The organism is Haladaptatus salinisoli (genome assembly GCF_020614375.1).
GTDB classification, from domain to species: Archaea; Halobacteriota; Halobacteria; order Halobacteriales; family Haladaptataceae; genus Haladaptatus; species Haladaptatus salinisoli.
In genome coordinates this window covers 68,056-92,971 of the sequence record NZ_CP085329.1, presented here as the reverse complement: position 1 = coordinate 92,971, position 24,916 = coordinate 68,056, and the positions used below count along the sequence as shown (strand labels likewise).

The following is a 24,916-nucleotide window of genomic DNA, read 5'->3' as shown; positions in this document are numbered from 1 at the left end:
GCTGTAATCTCCTCGGCGACGAAAGAGATGGAGGACGCGCACCCCTCGTTGCCGCTGTAAATTCGATCGGAGTCCCCACCGGAAACCGCGCCTCTCGACGGTTCGACGGTCGCGGCACCCCGCGTTGCCGCTGTAACATCTCGACGTCGGTCGGTGGGTGGCTTGGCGGAGATCGACGGATAGGACGAGCGAAGGGGACGATGTCAATCGGCGGGTAAGAGAGACGGTGGATGAGAGAACCGGACAAGGAGAACAGTGGGGACGATTAGCAGAAACCATCGGTGGAGACGGTTTCAGGTGGCGCACGCGCGACCGCGTCGCGGTGGAAGATAGATGCGACTCTGGTGCGGTGGGTTACGAGATGCATCTATTTAATGTTTTTGCCGAACGGTCAGAACTAACCGATGTTAGCGAAGACGGTGAATTGTCGATATCCCTATTCCATCGAAATCGCGCACCGGGCGACTTCATCCCTCCTCTTACAGCGGCAACACGGGGTGTCCGACAAACATCAGATGAGCATAACGAACGTCCGAGAGAGCCGAGAAAACGATGGCCCGCCGACGGAATCGGAGCCCTCGAACCGAAGCCCTCGAGTGACCGACGGAGGGAATCGTCGGTGGCGCTTTCGTCCCCTCGGCGTCCTCGTCCCCTTCGTCAGCGACTCTCGGAAAGTTCGGGGAGGAATGCGAAGACGACCGCGACGGCGATAAGCAAGCCGCCGAGGACAACGAGCGCACCGTCGAAGTATCCCGCGTCGGCGAGGACCCCGACGAAGACCGACCCGGTTGACGCGACGAGGAAGTAGCCCGTCCGCAGAAATCCCCACGCTCCGTTGCGGTTCGCGGGCGGGAGGGCGTTGATGATGTAGGTGTTGGTGACCGGCGTGACGCCCAACTGGATGCCGATGAGGACGATGACGATAGCGATGGGGACGACGCCGGAGACGAACGGAAGCGCGAGAAGCGGGAGCGCACTGGCGCCGGCGATGGCGACCAGAACGGACCGATTCCCGTAGCGGGTGACCGCGCGTCCGCCAGCGATCTGCGCGACGGCCCCGCTCACGAAGAGGGCCGCGAAGAGCGCGCTGGCGGTCACCTCGTCGATACCTTTGACCGTGATGAGGTACGTCGGAAGGAAGGCGGAGAGCCCCTGGAAGACGAACACTCGGATGGTCTTCCCTCCGACGCCGAGCACGACGGGACGGCGGCTAACGGCAGCGAGGAGACCCCGGAGACTGCGGGAAGGCACTTCGGCGGCGTCGGTCGGGGAAGTCGGGGGGACGGCACGCCACGCCAGTACCGTCGCGCACAGAAACACCGGGACGGTACCCGCGAGCACGCTACGCCAGCCGAACCGGGCAACGACCGTTCCGGCCAGCACGGGGAGCGCCGCCGCACCGAGGCTTCCGACCGCGAGCGTGAACCCGATAGCGGTACTGTCGTTCTCGGGATACAGGGACGAGAGGAGCGTCCCCCGCGTCGGCCCGTACAGGCCGTTCCCGACGCCGACGAGCGCCGCCATCCCGAGGAAGACGATGAAGACGGGTGCGAACGCGAGAGCGCCGACGCTCACCGTCATGACGACGAGGCTGGCGACGAGCACTTTGCGGTCGCCGATGCGGTCGCTCAGGAGACCGGCGGGGAACTGCGACAGACCGTACACCGCCCAGATGACGGTGACGGTGAACCCGGCGGTCGCGTTGTCGATATCGAACGTCGTCTTTATCCCGGGCAGCAATACGGGGATCGTGATTCGCGTTCCGAGTATCAACAACCACCCGAGCGCGATGACGACGAGCGCCCGACCGCGGCCGTCGCCGCGCAACGAGGCGACCGTGCGTTCGAGCCGGACTTTCAACTGGACGGTGGACAGCATTCGATAGTGGATCGGGTTACCCTAACTCCGACGCTCCCGTTATACCTTCCGGCCTCGGCGATACTGCGGCGACGGATTCGGTGCTCACGCGACGGCGCTCGCGAGTTTCTCGACGGGGTGCGGAACGTCTTCGCCGTACTCGTCGCCGAGTTGCGTTCGACAGGACGCACCCGGGGCGGTCACGACGTCGCCGGCGCTCGCGTCGACCTGTTCGAAGAGGATGCGACCGACCGCCTGCGACATCGAGTAGTGCTCGGCCTCGTAGCCGAACGTGCCGGCCATGCCGCAACAGCCCGAATCGAGGGGGTCGACCTCGTAGCCCGCGCGCCGGAGGAGCCCCACGGCGTGATGGTCTTTCTTGACCGCTTTCTGGTGGCAGTGACCGTGGTAGGTCAGCGACGCCGCGGGCGCGTCCCATCGCACGTTCTCGTCGAGGCGGAAAACGTCGAGGTACTCGCAGACGCCGTAGGTGTTCCGGGCGACCGCATCGACGTCCTCGCCGCCCAGGAGGTCGCGGTAGTCCGACTGGAACATCACCGCGTCGGAGGGTTCGACGGTGACGACCTCCCACCCCTCGTCGACGTAGCGCGACAGGGCGTCGACGTTTCGGTCGGCGATTCGGCGGGCCTTCTCGACGAAGCCCTTCGAGTACGGCGGGCGTCCGCTCCCCGTCACGTCCGGCACGGCGACGCGGACGCCGGCGGCTTCGAGCACTCTTACGGCGGCGCGTCCCGGCTTCGGGTCGTTGTAGTTGGTGTACGTGTCGGGAAAGAGCACGACCTTCCGTTCGGCGTCCGCCTCGGACACCTTCGCGCCGCCGCGCTCTCGGAACCAATCGCTGAACGTCGTCCGTCGGAACTCGGGGAGGGAACGCTCGCGGGCGATTCCCACCGTTCTCTCCATCATCGAACGGACGCCCGGAAGCTTTCGGCCCCAGTTCGAGAGCGGTGCCAGCGCGCTCCCCAGCCTCGACAGCGCGTCGATGTTCGCGAAAACGCGGTCTCGGAGGGTCGCACCGTGGCGGTTCTTGTACTCGTGTTCGACCTCGACTTTGAGCTTCGCCATGTCGACCTCGGAGGGGCAGTCCACGGAACAGCCCTTGCAGCCGAGACACACGTCCATCACCTCGTGCATGAACTCCGCGTCGAACTGCGCCGCGTCTCCCTCCTCTGGTGCCGTTCCCTTCGAACCGGCGGCGGTCGCCGCGTCGAGGTCGCCGGACATGGCCTGTCGGAGCAGGTTCGCCCGACCGCGAGTGGATTGAATCTCCTCCCGCGAGGCGCGGTACGTCGGGCACATCACGCCGCCCGTCGTCGACTGCTCGCCGCGACAGCCGCCGCAGCCGTGACAGAGTTCGGCCATCCCCCGGAAGCCGTTGTCGTTCTCCCAGTTCAGCGCCGGGTCGAACCCCGCGTCGAACTCGTAGTCGGGGTCGAACCGGAGGTTCTCGGTCAGGTCGTGGTCGCCGCAGACGTTTCCGGGGTTCAGGAGCCAGTCCGGGTCGACCGCGGTCTTGAGGTCGCGGAAGAGTTGCCAGACGTCCTCGCCGTACAGCTTCCGGTTCCACTGCGTTCTGGCGCGCCCGTCGCCGTGCTCGCCCGAGACGGACCCGCCGTACTCCACCGCGAGGTCCGTCGCCGCGTCGGCAATCGACGCCATCCGTTCGACTCCCCCCTCGGTCTTGGTGCTGACGAGCGGTCGGACGTGGATACAGCCGGGTCCGGCGTGGGCGTAGAAGCTCCCGAACGTGTCGTGTTCCTCGAAGACGGCCTGAAAGTCCGCGATGTACCCGGGGAGGTTCTCCGGGGGAACGGCGATGTCCTCGACGAATGCGATGTGCTTCTCGTCGGTCGTCCGCGAGAGCAGGATTGGCGTGGACGCCTTGCGCATCTTCCAGAACTTCCGCTGTCGCTCCTCGGAGAACGCCGTCAGTCCGTCGAACGCGACGTCGCCGACGCGGTCGTCGAGTAGTTCGTCGACCTTCGCCCGTGCCGCCTCGTCGTCCTCGGCGTAGAACTCGACGAGGAGGAAGGTATCGGTTCGGTCGGGGAGGAGACTCACCACGTCCTTGAAATCCTCCAATCCGCGGGCGAGTTCGACGAGCACGCCGTCCAGCACCTCGACGGCGGCGGGGTCGTGGTCGAGGATCGATTCGACGTCCTCCATCGCCTCGACCAGACCGTCGTAGGTGAGCAGTCCGACGGCGGTCGTGTTCGGAATCGGCTCCAGCGAGAGGGTCGCCTCGGTCACCACGCAGAGGGTACCTTCGCTGCCGACCATCAGTCGCGCGAGGTTGACGGTTCCCTCCCCGCTCGCGGCTTCGCCGTCCGCGGTCTCCGCGGCGCGCTTCGCCTCGCTCGCCTCGGTGACCAAGACGTCCAGGTTGTAGCCCGAGACGTTTCGTTTGAGGCTCGGGTAGGCCTCCTCGACGGTCTCGGCCTCCTCCTCGACGATGCGAAGCGCCTCGGCGTAGAGGCGTTCTTCGAGGCCGCCGTCGGCGTCGGCACCCGCTCGGAGTTCCGCGAGCGTCACCTCGCCGAGCGTCGTCAGGGTGCCGTCGGCGAGGACGACCTCCAGTTCCTCGACGTAGGCGTCGGTCTTGCCGTACTTCAGCGAGTGCGCCCCGGTGGTGTTGTTGCCGATGGCCCCGCCGATTGCGCTCCGGTTCGCCGTCGAGGGGTCGGGCGCGAACTTCAGATCGTGGGGGGCCAAACGCTCGTTCACCTCCGCGAGAACCGCCCCGGGTTGGACGCGCACCTCGCGCTCGTCGGGACGAACGTCCAACACGTCGGTCATGTACCGAGTGAAATCGAGCACGACGGCTTCGTTGACGGTCTGTCCGGCGAGGCTCGTGCCGCCGCCCCGCGGCAGCACCGGTATCTCGCGCTCGGCGCAGTAGGTTACGACCGCGACCACGTCGTCGGTCGACAGGGGGAAGACGACGCCGATGGGCGTTACCTCGTACGCGCTCGCGTCCGTGGCGTACAGTTGCCGCGTGTAAGTGTCGAATCTAACGTCGCCGTCGACGAGCGGTTCGAGGTCGTCCACGAGGCCGGGGCGGTCGACCGCCCCCTCGCTGTACCCGTAGTTCGCCCGGTCGTCGCCGGCGGGACCCGGTTCCGAAGGTAGTTCCTGCTCAGCCATGACTCTCGGTATCGTCTGACAATGCACGGGCCGTCGGTGTAAACCCTTCGCCGCCGCGGCACCGCGTCCGTCGATTCGTCGCGCGGGACGAGCGAGGTCGGTGAGGCGCGGCTACGCCCGTGGTCGCGCGGTCGCCGGTCGATAGCAGCGGCCGCGAGGTCGGACTAGGCGACCCGGTTCCTGAGGTCCTCGCCGGTGCGGAATCGACGGACGTTCTCGACGACGAGTTCGGCGATGTCGAGGTGGTAGCGGTTCGTCGCCGAGGCCTTGTGCGGGGAGACGATGACCTCCTCGAAATCCCAGAGCGGGGAGTCCTCGGGGAGTGGTTCCGTCTCGAAGACGTCCAAGCCCGCGCCCGCGATAGCGCCGGCGTCGAGGGCGTCGACGAGCGCATCCTCGTCGACGACGGGGCCGCGGGCGACGTTGACGAGGAAGGCGTCCTCGCGCATGCGCTCGAACTCGGCGGTGCTCATCATCCCCTCGGTCGACGGGGTGTGCGGGACCGCCAGCGCGACGAACCGGGCGTCCGCGATGGCTTGGTGGAGCTCCTCCGGGTCGTAAATCCGCGAGACGCCCTCCACGGGGTCGCCCGAGCGCCGGACGCCCACGACTTCCATTCCGAGGGCGTCGGCGCGCTCGGCGATGCCTCGTCCGATCGTCCCCAGACCGACCACGCAGAGGCGCTTCCCCGCGACGGTGAACGGTCGGTCGTACTCGGGCGCGTACCAGCGGGTTTCGTTCTGGTGGTCGCGGTAGACGTGGAGCATACGGGCGAACGAGAGCAGGAACGAGAGGGCGAGTTCGCCGGCGGTCGTGCCGTGGATGCCGGTGCTGTTCGTCAGGGGTACGCCTGACGCTCGGAAGGAGTCGGTGTCGAACTCGTCGTAACCGGCCCGGACGCAGTGGACCCACGCGGCGTCGAGAAACTCGGGACGCGGTCGGTACGTGGCGACGGCGTCCGTCTCGTCGTAGCGCCCGTCGTCGCCGACGAGTTCGGCGGGCACGTCAAGATCCGCGAACGCCTCCACGAACGCTTCCTTCGGGACGACGCTCTCCACCGATTCGTGAACGCAGAGTCGCTCCAAGTCGGACATACGTAGTACTCACGCGGGGGCGTTGTGACGTTTTCGCCGCCGCGCCGCCGGAAGAGGAAATGATTAAATATGATAATTAACTTTACAGTACTCGCCACGCGAGTCATTCGCATGGACGTAGCAGAGGCGATCGCGGAGATCCTCGTAGCGGAAGATGTCGATTACCTGTTCGGATTCCCCTCGAATCCGTTGTTCGACACGGGAGCAGTCGAAGAAGCGGGCATTCGGACCATCGTCGTCCGGCAGGAACGGACGGGCGTGCACATGGCCGACGCCGTCAGCCGGGTGACCTCGGGCGACGAACTCGGCGTGTTCGCCTGTCAGCACGGTCCCGGGACGGAGAACGCCTTCGGCGGCGTCGCTCAGGCGTACGCGGAGTCGGTCCCCCTCGTCGCGTTTCCGGCGGGGTACGATCTGACGAAGACCGACGTCGACCCCAAATTCAACTCGTTCCTCAACTACCAGCACGTCACCAAGTCCTGCGAGCAGTTGAAAGACCCCGAGTCGGTCGTCGAGACGGTTCGTCGAGCGTTCAGCGCCGCGCGAAACGGGCGGCCGCGCCCGGCCCTCGTCGAGATTCCCAAGGACCTCTTCTCCGAGGAGATCGGCGAAATCGACTACGCGCCCACGACGTCCTCGAAGGCGGGGCCCGACCCGAACGACATCCCGCCCGCGGTCGACATGCTGCTCGACGCCGAACGACCGGTCATCTACGCCGGGCAGGGCGTCCACTACGCGAAGGGTTGGGAACCCCTGCGGGAACTCGCCGAACTCGTCGAAGTTCCGGTCGCCACCAGCCTCAACGGGAAGAGCGCGTTCCCCGAAGACCACCCGTTGTCGCTCGGGGCGGGGTCGAAGAGCGAACCCGGCCAGCTCGCGCACTTCCTCGACGAGTGCGACCTCCTCTTCGGCGTCGGCACCAGCTTCTCGACCACCGCTTACGGCATCACCGTGCCCGAGAACAACGAGATCGTCCACGCGACGCTCGACCCGACGGACGTCGACAAGGAGGTCGAGAGCGACCACGCCATCGTCGGCGACGCCAAACTAACGCTCGAAGCCCTCGTCGACGAGGCCGAGCGCCGCCTCGACGGGCCGCGCGGTCGTCGCGACGAGGTCGTCTCGGAGATTCGGGAGGTCAGAGAGGCGTGGCTCGCCGACTGGCGGCCAAAGCTGGAGTCCGACGAGACGCCCATCAACCCCTACCGGGTCGTCAACGAACTCGTCGAGGTCGTCGACGCCGAGGACGCTATCATCACCCACGACGCCGGCAACGCCCGCGACTTCCTCGCGCCGTTCTGGGAGTCGCCGGAACCGCTCGGCTACATCGGCTGGGGGAAGACGACGCAGCTCGGCTACGGTCTCGGTCTGGCGATGGGGGCCAAACTGGCGCACCCGGACAAGCTCTGCATCAACGTGTGGGGCGACGGCGCGATCGGCATGACGGGACTCGACCTCGAAACCGCGGCGCGATACGACATCCCCGTCCTCTCCATCCTCCTCAACAACTTCGAGATGGCGGGCTACGAGACGCCGTTCGGCGGCGACTTCGACCGGGTGGCCGAGGCGCTCGGGGCTTACAGCGAGCGCATCGAGAACCCCGACGAGGTGGCCGGCGCCATCGAACGCGGCGTGGCGAAGACCGAGGAAGGAACGCCCGTCCTGCTGGAGTTCGTCACGGCCAAGGAGACGGAACTTTCGCGCCCCGACCTCGACTGAGCACGGGAGCCGGTTCTCTCCGCGGCCGACAGCGGAACCGACCACGGAGCGATACTACGAAGTGGGACGTGACCGTCGTGGCGAACGCACGCATGGACCACGTACACGAAGACGACCGCCTCGTCGTTCGCCTCGACCCGGGCGACGAGGTCATGGACTCGCTCGAAACGCTCCGCGACGAGTACGACATCGAGAACGGCTTCCTCGCCGGAATCGGCGCCGTCGACCGGGCCACGCTTGGACACTACGACGTCGAGACGCAGGAGTACAGCGAGGAGGAGTTCACCGGCCAGTTCGAAGTGACGAGCTTCCTCGGCAACATCGGGCCGGACAGGATACACGCGCACATCCAACTCGGGACGGACACCTACGAGTCGCTCGGCGGTCACTGCTCCGGGGCTCGGGTCTCGGGAACCTTCGAGATCCTCGTGACGCTCGGCGAGACGCCGCTGACGCACCGACTCGACGACCGAACCGGTCTCGACGTGTTCGACATATAGGTCGGCGCGTCGTCGACCGTTCTTTCCGTCGCATCACCCTTCGAGACCCGGGAACGCTTCGACGTTGTGCTCGAGCGTCGCGCCCGTGCTGGCGACGTACGGAACGCGGCGCTCGTGGTGGGAGCCGTGCGACCGCAGGTCAACAGCGCCGTGAACGCCGTCCTCGACGGGGCCGAACACCGACGACTCGGTTCCGAGCACGAGCGCGTCGCCGATGGCGTCGGTCGGCAGTCGGAATCGCCGGGCCGCCTCGTCGGCGGCGACCACCTCGTCGACCCCGTCGACGTCGTCGAGCCACCCGAGGGCGTCCGTCGAATCGTCGCGGAGGTAGACGTACGCCGCGCCGCCGAGATTCCGGTGGTGGTAGGTGTGTTCGTCGGTGATGAGTCGGACGACCTCGGCGTCGCGGCCCTCCCGGTCGAGTATCGCTTCGAGGTCGACGCACACCGACTTCCGGTTCATGCCGTGGTCGGCGGTGGCCACGAGCGCGTCGCTCCGTTCGTAAAGCGCGGCGATACCCGCGTCGAGTTCGCCGACCCACTGCTCGGCCGCCGCTTCGTCCGGGCCGTGCTTGTGCGGAACCACGTCCGTCGTCGACACGTAGAGCGCGTCGAGGTCGCGCTCGTCCAGCAGGTACACCGCGGCTTCGAGCAGCCAGGCGCTGGCCTTCCCCGAGTAGATACCCGGCGGTTCGCCGACGGCCGCCGCGAGCCACTCGGGCGGGTTCTCCGCGCTCGCCGCGACGTCGCACCCCTGGCCGACCATCTCCACCAGCTTGTCCTTCGCCACCAGCGCCGCGACCGTCTCGCCCCGTTCGGCCCGGCGCTGGAGTTCGGTTCGACACCGCAGGTGCGAGGCGTCGTTCATGAACGCCCGCTCGTCGCGCTCGGGGTCGTAGTACGTGTTTCCCGTCACGCCGCTCCGGTCGGGAAACTCGGCCGTGACGATGCCCGCGTTGTTCACGTTCGTGAGGCTCGGGACGACGCCGTCGCAGACGCCCGTGCTCCCGTCGGCCGCGACGCGGTCCCAGCCGGGCGTCTCGGTCGCCGAGAGGTACGCGGGGTCGAAGCCGTCGAGACAGGCGATGACGTGCGTCATGTGGTAACGTTTCGTAGGAGGTGGCTCGAGGCACATATACCTTCGCCGGCGTCACTCCCCCGTCGCCGCGCGTTCCTCCAGCACGCGCGGCGAGCGCCGGAGGCGTCGCGAGAGCAAGCCGAGCGAGACCAGACCGAAGGCCGCGCCGAGGGCGAGGGTGAGGAACGCCCACGCGTACCCGGAGGTGTCGAGCACCGCGCCGAAGACGACGGGGGAGACGACCGTCGCGCTGAACCCCGCGAGGGTTTGGACGGACAGCGCGACGCCGACGTGTTCGTCCGCGACCACTTCGGTGACGGCAGTCGAGGTGGGCGAACTGTCGGCGGTCAACAGCGCGCCGTACAGCAACAGGAGGGCGGTCAACGCGGGGAGCGACAGCCAGTCGAGGAGGCCGAGGATCGCGCTGATGCACGCGCTCGCCCCGAGCACCGCGAGGACGGTTCTGATTCGACCGACGGAGTCGCTGGCCCAGCCGCCGAGGAGGTTTCCGACGCCGCCCAACGACATCATCGCGCCGGTCAACAGTCCGGCCAGAACGGTCGGTTCGGACGCCCCCGCGACCGCCGTCGTGGCCACGAGGAACGCCGGCATCCAGTTTCGAACGCCGAACACCTCCCACGTGTGGCCGGCGTAGACGCCGACGGCGTACAGGTAGGCCCGGTTGGAGAGCAACCGCCGGTCGAATCGCCGGTCGCTCACGGCCGCGTCGGGGTGGTCGCGGGCGAACGCGAGCATCAGCGGGCCGGCGACCACCGCGCCGACGCTCGTCGCGCCGATGGCGACGCGCCAGTCCAGCGCCGCGGCGACCGACGAGGAGAGCAGGAACGACAGTCCCGTGCTCAGCGAGAACGCGCCGGTGTAGACGCCGAGCGCGCGCCCGCGAGCCGACTCGGGGTACCACTCGCTGAGGAACCGCATCCCGGGGACGTACACGCCGGCCATGAACGCCCCCGCCACGAACCGGAAGAACACGCCGACGAGGAAGCCGTCGGCGAGCGCCGCGAAGGCGACGCTCGCCAGTCCGGTGCCGGTCGCGCCGACGGCGACCACGCGCCGCGTCGAGTAGCCGTCGGCGACCATCCCGGCGGGGATGACGGCGACCACGTATCCCGCTTGGAAGGCCGCGAACAGCGCGCCGGCCTGGACGCCCGACAGCGACCACGCGTCGACTATCTGCGGGAGCAGCGCCGAGTAGTTGAACCACACGAGAACCGAGAGCAGGAGGACGACGCTGGCGACCGCGAGCGACCGAGTTCGTTCGTGCACGGCTTTCGACCTCCTTCGATTCGTCTCGCGACGAATTCCAGTCTGAGGGTTCAGTCGAGCGCACTTAGTGTTATGGTTCTTCGACCGGATTTCGGCACATGTCGAGTCCGTCTACCAGGTTCAAAAAATCGATCGACAGCGAAGGAATCCTCGTCGCGCCCGGAGCGTACGACGCCGCGAGCGCGAAGCTCGTCGAACGCGCGGATGCCGAGGTCGTGTACGTGTCCGGGTCGAGCGTCTCGACGTCCGTCCACGGATATCCGGACGTGGGACTGACGACGCTCACGGAGATGGTTCACCGCGCTCGCCAAGTTGCCGGCGTGGTCGACGTGCCGGTGTTCGCGGACGCGGACACCGGCTACGGAAATCCGATCAACGTCCGCCGAACGGTCGAGGAGTTCGAGCGCGCGGGAGTCGCCGGCATCCACCTCGAGGATCAAGTTTTCCCGAAGAAGTGCGGTCACTTCGACGACAAGTCGGTCGTGGCTACCGACGAGATGGTGGCCAAACTCCGAGCAGCCGCGGACGCCCGGACGGACGACGATTTCGTACTCATCGCCCGAACCGACGCAAGGGCGGTCGAGGGGTTCGATTCCGCCGTCGAACGCTCAGAGGCGTACTTGGATGCAGGCGCGGACGTCATCTTCTTCGAGGCACCGGAGTCGGTCGCCGAACTCGAGGAAGTACCCGAACGAATCGACGCCCCGTTGCTCGCGAACATGACCGAGGGCGGCCGAACCCCGATGCTGACGGCCGCCGAGTTGGAAGCGTTGGGGTACGACATCGCGCTGTTCCCCGCGACCGGGTTCAAAGCCGTACTCAAGACGTTACAGGACGTGTACGGCGAAATCGTCGAAACGGGTACGCAGCAGGGCGTTCTCGACGAACTGGTGTCGTGGGAAGGTCGTAACGACATCACCGGGCTGGACGAGATAACCGAACTGGAGGGACTGTACGCCGTCGAACCGGACGACGCGTCGTGAATCGGCCGGACGACGCGCCCGAGTCGGGACGCACCTTTTTGAGGGGGGCGTGCGAATCTATCGCATGGACGAGAAACGCGAAGGCGATAGCGCGGCCGACATCTCGTTTGCGACGCCGGACGCCGAGTTCGGCGAGGGGGTCGTCGCGCACCTACCCGAGGTCCTCGACGAGCTGGGCGTCGACTCCCCGCTCGTCGTGACCGACGCGGGCGTCGAATCGGCGGGCGTGCTCGATACCGCGCTCGCCGGTCTCGAATCCCGGCCCGCCGTTCACCACGCGACGACCGAACCGAGCGTCGACGACTTCGACGACCTGCCGGACGGCGAGTACGGCGGCGTGGTCGCCGTCGGGGGCGGTTCGTGTCTGGACACGGCGAAAGTCGCCGCGATACTGCTCACCCACGGCGGGTCGGCCGACGACTACCTCGGCGTCGACCGCGTGCCCGGCCCGGTCGTCCCTACGGTCGCGGTTCCGACGACGAGCGGAACCGGCTCTCAGGCGACCCAGACGGCGGTCGTCTCCTACGACGGGGTGAAGCGCGGGGTGAGCGACGAACTGCTGCGCCCGGACGTCGCGCTCGTCGACCCGGCGCTCACGTACGACCTCCCCCGAGGGGTGACCGTTCGGTCGGGATTCGACGCGTTCGTCCACGCGCTGGAGTCGCTGACCGCGCGCGACTACCGCCGGGTCGACCCGCGACCCATCAGCTATCAGGGGGCGAATCCGATCTCGCGCCCGCTCTCCCGGCGGGCGCTCGAATCGGTTCACGGTTCGTTCGAGCGCGTCGCCGTCGACGGCGACGACCGCGAGGCCAGACGGGAGATGAGCCTCGGAGCCCACCTCGCGGGGACGGCGTTCTCCAACGCGGGACTGGGCGCGGTTCACGCGCTCGCCAGCAGCGTCGGCGGGATGACCGGACGACCGCACGGGGAGTGTCTCGCGGCCTCGCTGACCGCCGGTCTGCGCTACAACCTCCCGGTGCGGAAACGGGAGTACGCCGACGTCGCGCGGGAACTCGGCGTCGCGGGGGTCGACGACGGCACCGACGAGGCGGCCCGCGCGCTGCTCGGGGAGTGCGACCGGATTCGGGACGCCGTCGGTCTCCCCGGGTCGTTCGCCGACCTCGGACTGGGGCCGGACGACGCGGACGAGCTAGTGCGGAAGACGCTTCTCCAGGAGCGGCGAATCGAGACGAACCCGCGGCCCGTGGACGAGCGTATTCGAGAACCGATAGCGCGGTCGCTGCGGTGAGTCAGCGGACGAGGAGGTAGACGCTGAGGAGGCCGGCGAGCACCGCGAGGGCGGCCAGCGCGGCGAACAGGGCGGCCGACCCGGCGTAGGTGAGGACGGTGCCCGCCATCGCCGCGCCAAGCGCCCCGACGCCGAACATGGCCAGGTAGGTGAAGCCGTACGAGAGACCGTGGCTGTCGGCTGTGACGTAGTCCGCGATGGTGGCCTGGTACACCGGCGCGGCCACGTAGACGAAGAAGCCCAGCAGCACGCACACAGCGAGCAGCGGCGCGACGCCGGCGGACGACGCCGGGACGAAGAGCAGCGCGCCGACGACCAGCGCGGCGAAGGTGACGACGAGCGCGCGCTCGGTCTCGACCACGTCGCTCACCTTCCCGCCCGCGTACTGACCGAACATCCCGACGAACAGGAGACCGGCGTAGACGTACCGACTGGGTTGGAACGACCGACCGGCGACGGTCACCGGTTCGAGCAGCGGGAGACCGCCGAGTATCTCCGGGAGGAACGTCAGGATGCCACGGTAGTAGAGGCCGTACAGCATCACGACGGCGAAGACGACCGTGAATCCGCCGGTGAACAGCGCGCGCGAATCGCCGACGAGTTCCGAGAGCGACCCGAGGCCGCCGTCCGCCTCGACCGTCCGGCCGGGGTCGCCGTCGGCCGCGACCTCGGCGCTCTCGGTTGCCGCCCGTTCGTCGAACGAGAGTCTGAACGCGATGGCTCCGGCAACCAGCGCGGGTGCGACGAACAGCGCGGCGACGAGACGCCAGTCGAAGTAGCTGAGGAGCACCGCCGCGGCCAGCGGGCCGACCACGGTTCCGACGTTACCGGCGACGCCGTGGTAGGCGAAGGCGGTGCCGCGGTTCTCGGTGCCGCGACTGAGCAGCGAGAGTCCCGCGGGGTGGTAGAGGCTCGCCCCCGCACCCCAGAGCACCAGCGCCGCGCCGAGCACCACCACGTTCGGCGCGAGGCTCACGAGCAGGAATCCGCCGCCCATCCCCGCCGCGGAGCCGAGGACGAGTCGCTTCGACCCGTAGGCGTCCGCGAGGATGCCGCTCGGCAGCGCCCCCAGGCCGATGAGCGCGTACCCGGCACCGACGACGATTCCGAGCGCGGCCTCGGTGGTGGCGAAGGCGTCGAGCCAGACGGTGACGAAGATGGGAATCGCCAACTCGTAGGTGTGGAACATCGCGTGGGCTAGCATCGTGAAGCCGACGATGGCCCGGTCGTTGCGTTTCATCGTTCGGGAACTCCGCGGGAGTCGAGCGAACCGATGGGTCGGAGTGGCATAAATTTTGGTGACGAAGGCGTCCGTCGAACGACCGCATCCGCGACGGGTTCGAACGAACCGTCCGCCTGCCGTCGACGCGAACGCTCCAGCGGCGCGCGAACCGTCGGTACGATTATAATCGCGGCGTCACGATACCGATGCATGGCAGAGACTCGCACGCTCGCCGAGTTCGCAGCGACCGCATCGTTCGACGACATCCCGACGGACGTCGTCGAGAGAGCCAAACGAGCGATTCGCGACTACGTCGGGGTCGCGCTGTACGGTTCGCAACACGACGTCGGCGAGCGCATCTCGTCGTACGTCGACGGCTGCCTCCCGGGGCGCGACGCGGCCGTGCTCGGTCGGGGAACCGCGAGTCCCCCCGGCGCGGCGCTGGCGAACGGAGCGTTCGGACACGCCATCGACTACGACGACACCTTCGAGTCGATAGTCATCCACCCGACCTCGCCGGTGTTTCCGGCCGCCCTCGCAGGCGCGCAGGTGGCGGGAGGCACCGGCCGCGACGCCCTGACGGCGTACGTCGTCGGCGTCGAGGCCGCGTTCCGAACCGGCCACGCCACCTATCCGAGCCACTACGATAACGGCTGGCACAGCACGGGCACGGTCGGGACGTTCGGCGCGGCGGCGGCCGCATCGTCCGCGCTCGGATTGACGACCGAGGAGACCGAGCAAGCGTACGGAATCGCGGCGTCCTGCTCGTCGTCGCTGAAGAAGAACTTCGGGACGATGACGAAACCCCTCCACGCCGGTCACGCCGCGCAGATGGGCGTGCGCGCCGCCACGCTCGCGGACGCGGGGTTCACGGCCGACGGCGCGGTGTTCGAAGGGGAGATCGGGTACGGGGGCGTGATGACCCCCGGCGGCGAGTACGACCCGGCGGAGATCACCGACGACCTCGGCGAGACCTGGGCGGTCGACGATATCGGCTTCAAGCCGTACCCCTCGGGCGTGATAACGCACGCGGCGATGGACGCCGTGCGCGAACTGGTCGAGCGCGAGAACCTCGCGCCGGACGACGTCGAGTCGGTGCGGGTGGCCCTCGACGACGCGGCCTCCGAGATGCTCATCCACGCCGACCCCGACGACGCCCTTCAGGCCAAGTTCTCCATCGAGTTCTGCCTCGCCGCGATACTCCGCGAGCGGGACGCCGGCGTCCGGGAGTTCTCCGACGAGTACGTCGCCGACCCGCGAACGCGCGAGGAGATGGCGAAGGTAGAGCGGGAGTTCGAACCGAACCTCTTCGGCGGCGAGTTCGCCGGCTACGGCGCTCGGGTGAGCCTGACGACGACCGACGGCGAGCGGCACGTCGCGGTCGAGAAGCACGCGCCGGGGAGTCCGAACAACCCCGTCTCAGACGACCGCCTCGACGCGAAGTTCTTCGAGTGCGCCGAACCGACCGTCGGCCGGGAACGGGCGGACGCCGTCGCCTCCGCCATCGACGACCTCGACGCGGACGGTGCTCTCGACCGACTGCTGGAGAACGCGACCTCCGGGAGCGGTGCATGAGCCGCGGCTACGAGCACCGGTCGCTCCGCGAACTGGACGCGAACCCGGACAAGCCGGGCCGACGGTGGGAAGTGTCGCCGCAACTCGGCATCGAGGATTACAACTTCAACGTCGCCGTGCTCGAACCGGGCGAGCGGCTCTCGCAGAACGCGTACCACTACCACGACGAGCAGGAGGAGTTCTACTACGTCGTTGACGGGCGATGTCGCGTCGAAGTCGAGGACGGCTCCTTCGACGCCGAGACGGACGACGTCGTTCGCTTCGACGAGGCCGTCCCCCACATGCTGCACAATCCGTACGTCGACTCGTGTAAAATCGTCGCTATCGGCAGTCCGCCCGAGGGGCGGCGGCCGGTGCATCAGGTGCAGAGCTACGGGGAACTGCTGGCCGACAGGTACGGCGAGGACGGTGCGGACGACCCCTCGTCGTAGTCGGCGACGCGTTTTCGTCGGGGCGTCGGCGGTAGTTTGATTGTGCTCGTCGCGCATGGTTCGAGCGATGTCAGCGAAAGACGGTAGCGAGCGGAACATCTCGGAGCGACGCGAGGAGTACGACGTGGTCGTGGTCGGGTGCGGGATGGCCGGGTTGGCGGCCGGCGTCCGGGCCTCGGAGGCCGGTCGGAGCGTGGCGCTGTTGGAGAAATCGCCCGAGGAACGGCGGGGCGGCCACACCCGGTTCACCGAGTCCTTCCGGGTTCCGTCGGCGGACGCCGACCTCTCGGAGCACGGTTACGAGTTCGACGTCCCCGATTACACGGTGTCGGAGTTCTACGACGACATCATGGCCCAGACGAACGGTCGGGCCGACGAGGAACTCGCCGAGACGCTGGTCGAGAACGCGGGCGAGACGATAGAGTGGCTGACCGAACTCGGCGTCGAGTGGGACATGACCCCGCTCAACTCCGGTTACACCGTCGCTCGGACGTGGTTCGACGGGGAGGAGATGGTCGACGGGCTGGTCGATGCGGCGACCGATGCGGGCGCGGACGTCTACTACGACGCGGAAGCCAGGGCGCTCCGGCGGTCGGCCGACCGGCGGGTGACGGGCGTCGACGCGGTTACCGACGAGGGCTTCGTCCGGTTCGACTGCGACGCGGCGATAATCGCCGCTGGCGGCTACGAATCGAGCCCGGAGAAGCGGACGCGCTACTACGGGCCGGACTACGACGCGATGAAGGTCCGAGGAAGCCGATACAACACGGGGGAAGCCATCGACATGGCGCTGGACGCGGGGGCTAAAGCGGTGGGACAGTGGGGCGGCGCTCACATGGCGCTCATCGACGCGGCCGCCCCCGACGTGGAGGGCGGAACCAACCGCATCGACGGCTACCAGTACGGGTTGTTGCTCAACCACGAGGGCGAGCGGTTCGTCGACGAGGGCGAGGACGCGCGCGCGCACACCTACGCGAAGTTCGGTCGGAGGATATTCGAGCAGCCGAACCGCGAGGCATTCATCCTGGTCGACTCGAAGACCATCGACGAGGTCGACGCGACCGGCCCGTCCGACCCCGTGGTCGGCGACGACCTCCGCGACGTCCTCGAACGCGCGGGCTGTGAGAGCCCCGACGCCGCCGCGACCACCGTCGAGGAGTACAACGCCGCCTGCGACCCGGGCGCGTTCAAACCGCGGGTGCTCGACGGCAACGCGGTCGCCGACGTGACGCCGCCGAAGTCGAACTGGGCGCTCCCGGTCGACGACCCGCCGTTCTACGCCTTCGCGGTCACCGGCGGCATCACGTTCGCCTTCGGCGGGGTGGCGACCAACGCGAACGCGGAGGTGTTGGACACCAGAGACCGAGTGATTCCGGGGCTGTACGCCGCCGGTAACAGCGTCGGCGGACTGTTCTACGACAACTACCCGGGCGGGACGGGACTGACGAACGCGGCCGTGTTCGGTCGAATCGCCGGAGAGAAGGCCGCGGAGTACGTCGCTGACTGAATCGTTTGGTCGTTCGCGCTCGATTCAGCGAGTTCCTTCCTACCCTTGCTGGTTCTTCTGGAGCAGTCGATTGATCTCCTCGGCGGCCATCGAGGTGGCCTTTTCCACGCTCGTACCCTGCTGTAGGATGCTCTGGTGCATCTTCCGGGGAATCTCGTAGGTGATGGCGTCGGCACCGGGTACCGCCGGAATCACCGCCGGTTTGAAATCCTTGAGCGTCCTCGCCGCCGCGCCTCGCCAGAACTCCTTGTGCATCTTCGACTGGCCGAAGAAATCCTCTTTCTGGATTTGATCCGGCGATACCGGGACGAACCCGAGGTTCTTCGCGTTCTGGACCGCCCGGTTGCTGTCGCCGACCCACCACTCGATGAACTTCACTGCCTCGTCCTTTTCCTTCTGCTTGGAGAACGCGTCGCCGATGAAGCCGAGCGACGGGAGCCACGCGAGCGCGGCCTTCGTCCCGGCGTTCCTCGGCAGTCCCCAGGTGTAGTCGCCGTTCTTCATGGCCTTTTGTTGTTCCTCGAGGTAGTCGCCCCAGAGGTCGGTCGAGTCTTGCATGTGGTTGATCGCGAGTTGGCCCGACCAGTGTTGAGTCGTCGACTCCTCGTCGCCGTGGTTGATCGAGTTCTTGTGGAAGTAGCCCTTGTCGATGAAGTCCTTCTGCATCTTGATGGCCTTGCGGGCCTCCGGGCTATCGATCGCCGCTTTCTTCCCCTTGACGTCGACGACGCCGGACATCGACCCGCCGTGTTGGGGGATGTACAGCGACAGGTACTCCTCGTCGCTCTGTTTCATCCCCGTGGTTCCCGGGAACGCTCCCTTCTTTTTGCCTAGCTCGGTCTGCTTGAGCTTATCGTAGATTCCCGGCATGTCCTTGTACCAGTGGAGGCTCCCCGCTTCGTGGTTGACCTCGCTCGGGTCGATACCGGCTTGCTTGAGCCAGTCGGTTCGCCACGCGGTGAAGTACGGGCGGAAGCCGAGGGGGAACGTTACAATGTTACCCTTTTTCCCGGTCGATTGTGCGCCCCACACTTTGTGGCCTTTCATAACGTTGTCGGCGGTTTTATCGGCCAGGGACGAACTCTGCCAGAGGTCGTTGACGACCATGCCCGCGCCACCCGCGAGGATGCCGGGGCGCGTCATCACCTCGACGAGGTGCGGAACGTTCCCACTCGCACGCGCCGCTTGGAACTTCGTAGTGACGTCCGTGTACGGGACACCTGTGATATTGATCTGTATGCCGCGCTTCTTTTCGTACTGCTTGACGATCTTGTTGGTATACTCCTTTTTCGTCTTCCCCTCGGTGTAGTAGGACAACCAGACCTCGAGCGTCGTTTTACCCGTATCGCCCGCAGTTCCTCCATTATTTCCGCCGCCGGAACAGCCGGCGAGTCCGGTCGCCGTCGCTGTTGCGCCCGCCATTTTCAAAAATCGGCGGCGATCGACGGAGCGGTGCCCCGAATCGAAGTTGGTAGAACTCCTTCTTGCCACGAGTTAACAACCCACTCCCTCATTTAATCGTGCAAATCTTAAATCTTCCCCACAGATTTCTAATCAGTCTCAGGAGTAATTATAAACTATTACGTATTTCTGACGGCATCACCCCACGTTCGAATCGATAGCGTGGAAGCGGTGAGCGCCACTGTCGGTGGTGCGGCAGCTATCGACCGACACGCGATAAAACGAAGACGGAAGGGACTACTGGTTCCGCTGTAGGAGTCGGTTGATCTCGGTCGCCGCCTGCGACGTCGCCTGATTGACGGCCTGGTCCAACCCCGTTCCCTGTTGTAGCTGTTGAGCGATCTGCTGATGCATTCCGCGTGGAATATCGTAGGTGATGGCGTTCGCGCCCGGCACCGCCGGAATCACCGCCGGGTCGAACTGGTTGAGCGTCTTCAGGCATGCACCGCGCCAGAACTCCGTGTGCATCTCCGACTGCCCGAAGAAGTTTTCGTTCTTTATCTGCGCCGGCGCGACCGGAACGAACCCGAGATTCTTCGCGTTCTGCACCGCTCGGTCGCTGTCGCCGATCCACCACTCGATGAACTTCACCGCGGCGTCTTGTTCCCGCTGATTGTTGAACGCGTCGCCGATGAAGCCCAGGGCAGGTAACCACGCAAGCGCGGCCTTCGTCCCGGCGTTCATCGGTAATCCCCACGTGTACTGCCCGTTTCGCATCGCTTGCCCTTGTTCTTCGAGGTAGTCGCCCCAGAGGTCGGTCGAGTCTTGGATGTGGTTGCAGGCGACCTGCCCCGACCAGTGCAGGGTCGTCGACTCCTCGTCGCCGTGGTTGATCGAGTTCTGATGGAAGTACCCTCTGTTGATGTACTCGAACTGCATCTTGATGGCGTTGCGAGCCGCCTGCGAGTCGATGGTGGCGTTTTGGCCTTTCAGGTCGACGACGCCGGACATCGACCCGCCGTGTTGGGGGATGTACAGCGACAGGTACTCCTCGTCGCTCTGTTTCATCCCCGTCGTGTCCGGGAAGGAGTCTTGTCGTTGACCCATCTGGGTCTGCTTGAGCTTATCGTAGATTCCCGGCATGTCGTCGCGCCAGTGGAGGCTGCCGGCCTCGTGGTTGACCTCGCTCGGGTCGATGTTGGCCTGTTGGAGCCAGTCGGTTCGCCACGCGGTGAAGTACGGCCGGAAACCGAGCGGGAACGTCACTAGATTCCCTTGCTTCCCGGTCGATTGTGCGCCCCAGACCCGGTGGCCGTTCATTATCTTGTCGGACGTCTTGTCGGCCAACGACGAACTCTGCCAGAGGTCGTTGACGACCATGCCCGCGCCGCCGGCCAGGATGCCGGGGCGCGTCATCACCTCGACGAGGTGCGGGACGTTCCCGGCGGCGCGGGCCGACTGGAACTCCGTCACCACGTCGGTGTACGGGACACCCGTGACGTTGATCTGCGTGTTGGATTGGTTCTGGTACTGCTTGACCAGTTGATCTGTGTACTGTCTTTTCGTCTTCCCCTCGGTGTAGTAGGACAACCAGACCTCGAGCGTCGGGTTCCCCTGATATCCCACGTAGCCGGTGAGTCCGGTCGCCGTTACGCCGGCCCCGGCGGCTTTCAGGAAGTCTCGTCTATCGATTGCACTACTGTGCGCTGCCGCATCGGCAACGCCTTGCTTCTGTGCCATTTGGTAACTCCCCACCAACCTCATCGTCGGGGGCATTTATAATAAACTTTCGGTATAATTTCCCGCCGTCACGACACCTCGATAGGCCGATGGGTACGCGCTCGGCGGACGGCGACGCAACGTTTATAGGGCGTTTGCCTGTATGTCATGGTATGTCAGGGCAGACCGTACGGTCAGGTGTCGGTAGAACAGGCGTTTCGGACTACCTCGGTTTGGCGGCCAACATCCTGTACTTGGTCGCCGGGGTTCTGTTTCTGATCGGATTGTACTTCGATTGGCAGTACACCGGTCAGATCCTGATCCCCCAGTTCGCGCTCGCAGACGAACCGAACGCGAACAGCGGACTGTTCATCCTCTCTATCATCGTACTCTTCGTGGGGTACGTGATCTCCGTGGTCGGCGGTAAGTTAGAGGAGTGGCAGACCGAAAAGGTCGACCAGACACAGGAGTGGACGGTCGACGTGGGCGATTCCTCCGAGAAGTAATCGAGTACGAATCGACGATCCGTTTTTAGACGAACCCTATCGTGCTACCGGTCGCAACGGCGCGAATCATCGCCGACGTATCGAGTCGCCCGTAGTTCGAACGGCACGGCCGGAGTCGAATCCGCGACCGAACGCGGACGGGAGAACCCCGAAAAAGGACCGCGAAGACGTGTGTCGGTCGAGGGAATTAGTTTATCCCTTGACGCCGCCGCCCGACGAGAGCCCTTCGACCAGGTACTTCTGCAGGTACATGTACATGGTGATGGGGACGATCATCGAGAGGAACGTCCCGGCCATGATGAAGTGGAAGTTCCGGACGAAGAACGTCCCCTTCAGTTCGAGGAGCGCCGGCGCGAGCGTGGTGTGCAGCGGGTCCTGACCGATGATGAACGCCATCAGGTAGTTGTGCCACGCCAGCAGGAACGCCAGCAGGAACACCGACGCGAGCGCCGGCCGCGACAGCGGCAGGATGACCCTGAAGAACGCGCCGATCTGCGTGCAACCGTCCACCCGGGCGGACTCCTCCAAGTTGTCCGGGAGTTCCTCGAAGAACCCCCTCAGGAGCCAGATGTTGTACGGCAGTGTGAACGCCGTGAACGCCAGTATCATTCCGATGTAGGTGTTCAACAGTCCCAGTTGCTGCATCAGGACGAAGATGGGAATCGCCAGCAGGACGATGGGGAACATGAACCCGGCGACGCTCAAGACGAACAACGAGTTCTTGAACGGATAGTCGAGTCGCGCGAACGAGTACGCGGCGAACACCGCGGAGACGGTCGCGAGTCCGGCGGTTCCGACGCTGACGATGAACGTCGCCAGCGTGTACTCCACGAACGGGAACGCACTCCACATCGTCCGCCACGCGTTCCGACCGCTCCAGGCGACCGGGTCGAAGGTGACGAACGGTATGCCCAGCGGCGTCGTGAATATCATCTCGGGCGTTTTCAGCGAGTTCGCGAAGGTGTAGTACACCGGCAACAGCATCCACACCATCAGCACCGCCAGCGAGAGGTACTTCAACACCGGCTTGTAGTGGGTCTCCCACGACAGTCTCGACCGCTCCGTTTCGAACTCGAATCGCTTGTCGGTATCGGTGCTCATTAGTAGTCCTCCGTTTCAGTGCGAACCCAGATGAGGATGAGGGGGATGATGCCGACCGCGAATAGCATCCCCAGCGCCGCGGCCTCGCCCATGCTCCAGTCGACGAACGCCGACTTGAAGATGGCGACCCCGAGGAACGTCGTGTAGTTGACCGGGCCGCCCTGCGTGACGGCCCACGGTATCGCCACCTTCCCGATGGTGAACACCGTCCGAATCATCACGACCGTGACGATGACGGTTCGGAGGTGGGGGAGCGTGATGTAGCGGAATCGCTGCGCCGGGCCTGCCCCATCGACTTTTGCGATTTCGTACAACTCCTTCGGTATCGATTGGACGCCCGCGAGAAACACGACGTACATGAACCCGAAGTCGCGCCACACCTTCGCGATAACGACGCCCCAGAACGCCCACGGCGTATTCGAGGTGATTCCGCCGGACGCGGGGATGTCGAAGAATATGTTGAGGGTGTTGTAGACGATACCGTAAGTGGCGGCCTGTTCCATGATGGCGAACGTCAGACCGGCGGCGATCGCCGGACTGGCGTATCCCGCGAGCATCAGTCCCCGCCAGATCGGGCGACCGGGGAGGCTCTCGTTCATCACGAGCGCGGCCGCGAGCGCGACCACGAGGTCGAACGGAACTACGACGAGTTCGTAAAGCAGCGTCATCTTGATGCTGAACAGGAACAGGCTCTGTCCCGCGCCGAATAGCCAGTACTCGTAGTTCTCCAGACCGACCCACGGGTCGGCCGTGTTCGGGTCGAGCGTGAACTGCTTGAAGCTCAGCAGGAGCCCGTTGACCACCATCGGATAGAAGACGATGCCGGTCAGCAGTATGAGCGTCGGCAACAGGAACAGGATGCCCTGTAGCCCGCCGTACTCTTCGAGTAACCGGTCGGAGAAGGACCGTTCACGTTGGGCGATTTCGTCCGAAACCGTCGCCATGGATCACCCCTCCTCCTCGCGCACGCTCGTCGCGGAGCCGTCGGTTCGAACCCCGTCATCGGCCGGGCTCGACGTGCCGGGAACCGTTCCCTCAGTCGCGTGCATCCACTTGACGACTTTCGGCCCGGCCGGACTGAAGAAGTGAACGTTCGGCCACTCGACTTCGAGGCCGACCGTGTCACCGTCGGAGACCCGTTCGGTCGACTGGACGACCGCGTTCACCCGCCGGTCGCCCACGTCGAAGTAGAGTATCTTGGTGTCGCCCATCGGTTCGACGACCTCGACTTCGATGTCGATGAGGCCGGTTCCGGGCTCGGTGATGTTGAGGTTGCTCGGACGGATACCGAGGATGACGTCCTCCCCGGGGAGCCCGTTTCGGAGTTCCTCGGCGACCGCCTCCGGCAACTGGATGTCGAACTCGTCGCCGACGACCGAATTTCCGTCGAAGCGCATCTCGAAGAAGTTGATCGACGGACTCCCGATGAAGTCGGCCACGAACAGGCTGTTCGGGTCGTGGTAGATCTCCTCGGGCGAGGCGATTTGCTCGATTCGACCGGCGTTCATCACCGCGATGCGGTCGCCCATGCTCATCGCCTCCTCCTGGTCGTGCGTGACGAACACCGTCGCCACGTCGAGTTCCTGCTGGAGTTCCTGAATCTCGGTCCGCATCACCGCTCGGAGTTTGGCGTCGAGGTTGCTGAGCGGTTCGTCGAGGAGGAACAGAGCGGGGTCGCGCACGATGGCGCGGCCGAGCGCGACGCGCTGTTGCTGGCCGCCGGATAGCTGGTTCGGGTATCGGTCGAGCAGGTCGCCGATCTCCATGATGTCGGCGGCCCACCGAACCTGCTCGTCGATGGACTCTCTGTCGGCGCCGCGCATCTTCAGTCCGAACGCCATGTTCTCGTACACCGTCATCGACGGGTACAGAGCGTAGTTCTGAAACACCATCGAGATGGCGCGATCCTTCGGCGGCAGTTCGGTCACTTCGTGTCCGCCGAACGTGATGGTACCCGAGTCGGGCACCTCTAGCCCGGCGATGCATCGAAGCGTCGTCGACTTGCCGCAGCCTGACGGCCCGACGAGGACGAGTAGTTCTCCTTCTTCGATGTGGAGGTCGATATCGTCGACAGCGATTACCTGTCCGTCGTTGAACGTCTTGCGAACGTTTGCGAGATTTGCGTCAACCATGGTTGAGCGATTTTCGTGCGTTGGTCGGTATCGTGCTATGCGTTGTCGGAAGTCCTCTCATCAGTACTCACTCCGACTCCGGGCCTGCTTGAACGCGGCTGGCGCCGAATCGATTGGTGAGCACTGCTTTGATTATCGGTACGAACATGATGGAACCCAGGACGAGCCCGGCGATGACGATTGAACCGTCGACCGTTCCTGCCGTTCCGACTGGCCCTTCAAGCCAGAAGTAGACAGGAATGCTCAGGAAGGCGTACGCGATGATCGCTGCTCCCATCGGGTGGTTCGTCACCCATTTGGAGCCGCCGCCCGAGTCGTTTGCCTGGTTAGTCTGCCCCATACAAGCTAACACATACCACAAAGTTATAAACGCTTGCATGACAAGCAG

20 protein-coding genes are annotated in these 24,916 nt (G+C 65.7%); 8 read left to right on the top strand and 12 right to left on the bottom strand.

What is annotated here, in order from left to right; translation table 11 throughout:
• Positions 1–657 precede the first annotated feature (657 nt).
• The 3 genes from LIX00_RS18465 to ddh all read right to left on the bottom strand — a co-directional run bounded on the left by LIX00_RS18465 (position 658) and on the right by ddh (position 6,116).
• Positions 658–1,878, bottom strand: a complete 1,221-nt coding sequence (locus tag LIX00_RS18465; protein WP_227356478.1) for an MFS transporter — start codon at positions 1,876–1,878, stop codon at positions 658–660.
• Positions 1,879–1,962: 84 nt separating this feature from the next.
• The gene (locus LIX00_RS18460) at positions 1,963–5,022 is read right to left on the bottom strand and encodes an FAD-binding and (Fe-S)-binding domain-containing protein (RefSeq protein ID WP_227356477.1); all 3,060 of its coding nucleotides are present in this window, start codon (positions 5,020–5,022) and stop codon (positions 1,963–1,965) included.
• Positions 5,023–5,186: 164 nt separating this feature from the next.
• A complete protein-coding gene (gene ddh / locus LIX00_RS18455; RefSeq protein WP_227356476.1) occupies positions 5,187–6,116 on the bottom strand; it encodes a D-2-hydroxyacid dehydrogenase in 930 nt (309 codons plus the stop codon).
• A gap of 111 nt (positions 6,117–6,227) precedes the next feature.
• On the opposite strand from ddh, the gene LIX00_RS18450 reads away from it, so the two are divergent.
• Both LIX00_RS18450 and LIX00_RS18445 read left to right on the top strand, forming a co-directional pair.
• Positions 6,228–7,835 (top strand): thiamine pyrophosphate-requiring protein, encoded by a 1,608-nt coding sequence (locus LIX00_RS18450; protein WP_227356475.1) that lies wholly within the window; start codon positions 6,228–6,230, stop codon positions 7,833–7,835.
• 92 nt (positions 7,836–7,927) lie between these two features.
• Positions 7,928–8,335, top strand: coding sequence for a PPC domain-containing DNA-binding protein (locus tag LIX00_RS18445; protein ID WP_227356474.1), 408 nt, complete (start codon positions 7,928–7,930; stop codon positions 8,333–8,335).
• 33 nt (positions 8,336–8,368) lie between these two features.
• Here the strand turns inward: LIX00_RS18445 and LIX00_RS18440 are convergent, their stop codons facing one another.
• On the bottom strand, positions 8,369–9,433 hold the full coding sequence (locus LIX00_RS18440) for an alkaline phosphatase family protein (protein WP_227356473.1): 1,065 nt from the start codon (positions 9,431–9,433) through the stop codon (positions 8,369–8,371).
• 51 nt (positions 9,434–9,484) lie between these two features.
• Positions 9,485–10,699, bottom strand: a complete 1,215-nt coding sequence (locus LIX00_RS18435; protein WP_227356472.1) for an MFS transporter — start codon at positions 10,697–10,699, stop codon at positions 9,485–9,487.
• 98 nt (positions 10,700–10,797) lie between these two features.
• Here LIX00_RS18435 and LIX00_RS18430 point away from each other — a divergent pair, with 98 nt between their 5' ends.
• Positions 10,798–11,682 carry an isocitrate lyase/PEP mutase family protein gene (locus tag LIX00_RS18430; RefSeq protein ID WP_227356471.1) on the top strand — a complete coding sequence of 295 codons (885 nt, stop codon included), beginning with the start codon at positions 10,798–10,800 and terminating at the stop codon, positions 11,680–11,682.
• Between the two features lie 64 nt (positions 11,683–11,746).
• Positions 11,747–12,934, top strand: a complete 1,188-nt coding sequence (locus LIX00_RS18425; RefSeq protein ID WP_227356470.1) for an iron-containing alcohol dehydrogenase family protein — start codon at positions 11,747–11,749, stop codon at positions 12,932–12,934.
• Position 12,935: 1 nt separating this feature from the next.
• Here the strand turns inward: LIX00_RS18425 and LIX00_RS18420 are convergent, their stop codons facing one another.
• Positions 12,936–14,174: an MFS transporter gene (locus LIX00_RS18420; RefSeq protein ID WP_227356469.1), complete on the bottom strand. Its 1,239-nt coding sequence runs from the start codon at positions 14,172–14,174 to the stop codon at positions 12,936–12,938.
• A gap of 192 nt (positions 14,175–14,366) precedes the next feature.
• On the opposite strand from LIX00_RS18420, the gene LIX00_RS18415 reads away from it, so the two are divergent.
• The 3 genes from LIX00_RS18415 to tcuA all read left to right on the top strand — a co-directional run bounded on the left by LIX00_RS18415 (position 14,367) and on the right by tcuA (position 17,669).
• A complete protein-coding gene (locus LIX00_RS18415; protein ID WP_227356468.1) occupies positions 14,367–15,731 on the top strand; it encodes an MmgE/PrpD family protein in 1,365 nt (454 codons plus the stop codon).
• Positions 15,728–16,162 (top strand): cupin domain-containing protein, encoded by a 435-nt coding sequence (locus LIX00_RS18410; protein WP_227356467.1) that lies wholly within the window; start codon positions 15,728–15,730, stop codon positions 16,160–16,162. Before LIX00_RS18415 ends, LIX00_RS18410 begins: the two co-directional genes overlap by 4 nt.
• Positions 16,163–16,229: 67 nt before the next feature.
• Entirely contained in the window at positions 16,230–17,669 is a 1,440-nt protein-coding gene (gene tcuA / locus LIX00_RS18405) for an FAD-dependent tricarballylate dehydrogenase TcuA (RefSeq protein WP_227356466.1), read from the top strand.
• Between the two features lie 39 nt (positions 17,670–17,708).
• On the opposite strand, the gene LIX00_RS18400 is transcribed toward tcuA, so the two are convergent.
• Positions 17,709–19,091, bottom strand: a complete 1,383-nt coding sequence (locus tag LIX00_RS18400) for an ABC transporter substrate-binding protein (RefSeq protein WP_255679366.1) — start codon at positions 19,089–19,091, stop codon at positions 17,709–17,711.
• Between the two features lie 276 nt (positions 19,092–19,367).
• Positions 19,368–20,810 carry an ABC transporter substrate-binding protein gene (locus tag LIX00_RS18395; RefSeq protein ID WP_227356464.1) on the bottom strand — a complete coding sequence of 481 codons (1,443 nt, stop codon included), beginning with the start codon at positions 20,808–20,810 and terminating at the stop codon, positions 19,368–19,370.
• 152 nt (positions 20,811–20,962) lie between these two features.
• Here LIX00_RS18395 and LIX00_RS18390 point away from each other — a divergent pair, with 152 nt between their 5' ends.
• On the top strand, positions 20,963–21,295 hold the full coding sequence (locus tag LIX00_RS18390) for a hypothetical protein (RefSeq protein ID WP_227356463.1): 333 nt from the start codon (positions 20,963–20,965) through the stop codon (positions 21,293–21,295).
• A 192-nt stretch (positions 21,296–21,487) separates the two neighbouring features.
• On the opposite strand, the gene LIX00_RS18385 is transcribed toward LIX00_RS18390, so the two are convergent.
• The 4 genes from LIX00_RS18385 to LIX00_RS18370 form a co-directional block, all read right to left on the bottom strand.
• A complete protein-coding gene (locus tag LIX00_RS18385) occupies positions 21,488–22,396 on the bottom strand; it encodes a carbohydrate ABC transporter permease (protein WP_227356462.1) in 909 nt (302 codons plus the stop codon).
• Positions 22,396–23,340 carry a carbohydrate ABC transporter permease gene (locus LIX00_RS18380; RefSeq protein WP_227356461.1) on the bottom strand — a complete coding sequence of 315 codons (945 nt, stop codon included), beginning with the start codon at positions 23,338–23,340 and terminating at the stop codon, positions 22,396–22,398. The genes LIX00_RS18385 and LIX00_RS18380 overlap by 1 nt, the downstream gene beginning before the upstream one ends.
• Before the next feature lie 3 nt (positions 23,341–23,343).
• A complete protein-coding gene (locus tag LIX00_RS18375; protein WP_227356460.1) occupies positions 23,344–24,528 on the bottom strand; it encodes an ABC transporter ATP-binding protein in 1,185 nt (394 codons plus the stop codon).
• Positions 24,529–24,595: 67 nt separating this feature from the next.
• Positions 24,596–24,868 (bottom strand): hypothetical protein, encoded by a 273-nt coding sequence (locus tag LIX00_RS18370; protein ID WP_227356459.1) that lies wholly within the window; start codon positions 24,866–24,868, stop codon positions 24,596–24,598.
• Positions 24,869–24,916 lie beyond the last annotated feature (48 nt).

Bases quoted from the DNA above. Each gene is read 5' to 3' on its own strand.
- tcuA (WP_227356466.1), top strand. From the start codon at position 16,230: ATGTCAGCGAAAGACGGTAGCGAGCGGAACATCTCGGAGCGACGCGAG.
- LIX00_RS18440 (WP_227356473.1), bottom strand. From the start codon at position 9,433: ATGACGCACGTCATCGCCTGTCTCGACGGCTTCGACCCCGCGTACCTC.
- LIX00_RS18425 (WP_227356470.1), top strand. From the start codon at position 11,747: ATGGACGAGAAACGCGAAGGCGATAGCGCGGCCGACATCTCGTTTGCG.
- LIX00_RS18415 (WP_227356468.1), top strand. From the start codon at position 14,367: ATGGCAGAGACTCGCACGCTCGCCGAGTTCGCAGCGACCGCATCGTTC.
- LIX00_RS18385 (WP_227356462.1), bottom strand. From the start codon at position 22,396: ATGAGCACCGATACCGACAAGCGATTCGAGTTCGAAACGGAGCGGTCG.
- LIX00_RS18420 (WP_227356469.1), bottom strand. From the start codon at position 14,174: ATGAAACGCAACGACCGGGCCATCGTCGGCTTCACGATGCTAGCCCAC.
- LIX00_RS18465 (WP_227356478.1), bottom strand. From the start codon at position 1,878: ATGCTGTCCACCGTCCAGTTGAAAGTCCGGCTCGAACGCACGGTCGCC.
- LIX00_RS18410 (WP_227356467.1), top strand. From the start codon at position 15,728: ATGAGCCGCGGCTACGAGCACCGGTCGCTCCGCGAACTGGACGCGAAC.
- LIX00_RS18395 (WP_227356464.1), bottom strand. From the start codon at position 20,810: ATGGCACAGAAGCAAGGCGTTGCCGATGCGGCAGCGCACAGTAGTGCA.
- LIX00_RS18450 (WP_227356475.1), top strand. From the start codon at position 6,228: ATGGACGTAGCAGAGGCGATCGCGGAGATCCTCGTAGCGGAAGATGTC.
- ddh (WP_227356476.1), bottom strand. From the start codon at position 6,116: ATGTCCGACTTGGAGCGACTCTGCGTTCACGAATCGGTGGAGAGCGTC.
- LIX00_RS18445 (WP_227356474.1), top strand. From the start codon at position 7,928: ATGGACCACGTACACGAAGACGACCGCCTCGTCGTTCGCCTCGACCCG.
- LIX00_RS18370 (WP_227356459.1), bottom strand. From the start codon at position 24,868: ATGGGGCAGACTAACCAGGCAAACGACTCGGGCGGCGGCTCCAAATGG.
- LIX00_RS18460 (WP_227356477.1), bottom strand. From the start codon at position 5,022: ATGGCTGAGCAGGAACTACCTTCGGAACCGGGTCCCGCCGGCGACGAC.
- LIX00_RS18430 (WP_227356471.1), top strand. From the start codon at position 10,798: ATGTCGAGTCCGTCTACCAGGTTCAAAAAATCGATCGACAGCGAAGGA.
- LIX00_RS18390 (WP_227356463.1), top strand. From the start codon at position 20,963: ATGTCAGGGCAGACCGTACGGTCAGGTGTCGGTAGAACAGGCGTTTCG.
- LIX00_RS18375 (WP_227356460.1), bottom strand. From the start codon at position 24,528: ATGGTTGACGCAAATCTCGCAAACGTTCGCAAGACGTTCAACGACGGA.
- LIX00_RS18380 (WP_227356461.1), bottom strand. From the start codon at position 23,340: ATGGCGACGGTTTCGGACGAAATCGCCCAACGTGAACGGTCCTTCTCC.
- LIX00_RS18400 (WP_255679366.1), bottom strand. From the start codon at position 19,091: ATGGCGGGCGCAACAGCGACGGCGACCGGACTCGCCGGCTGTTCCGGC.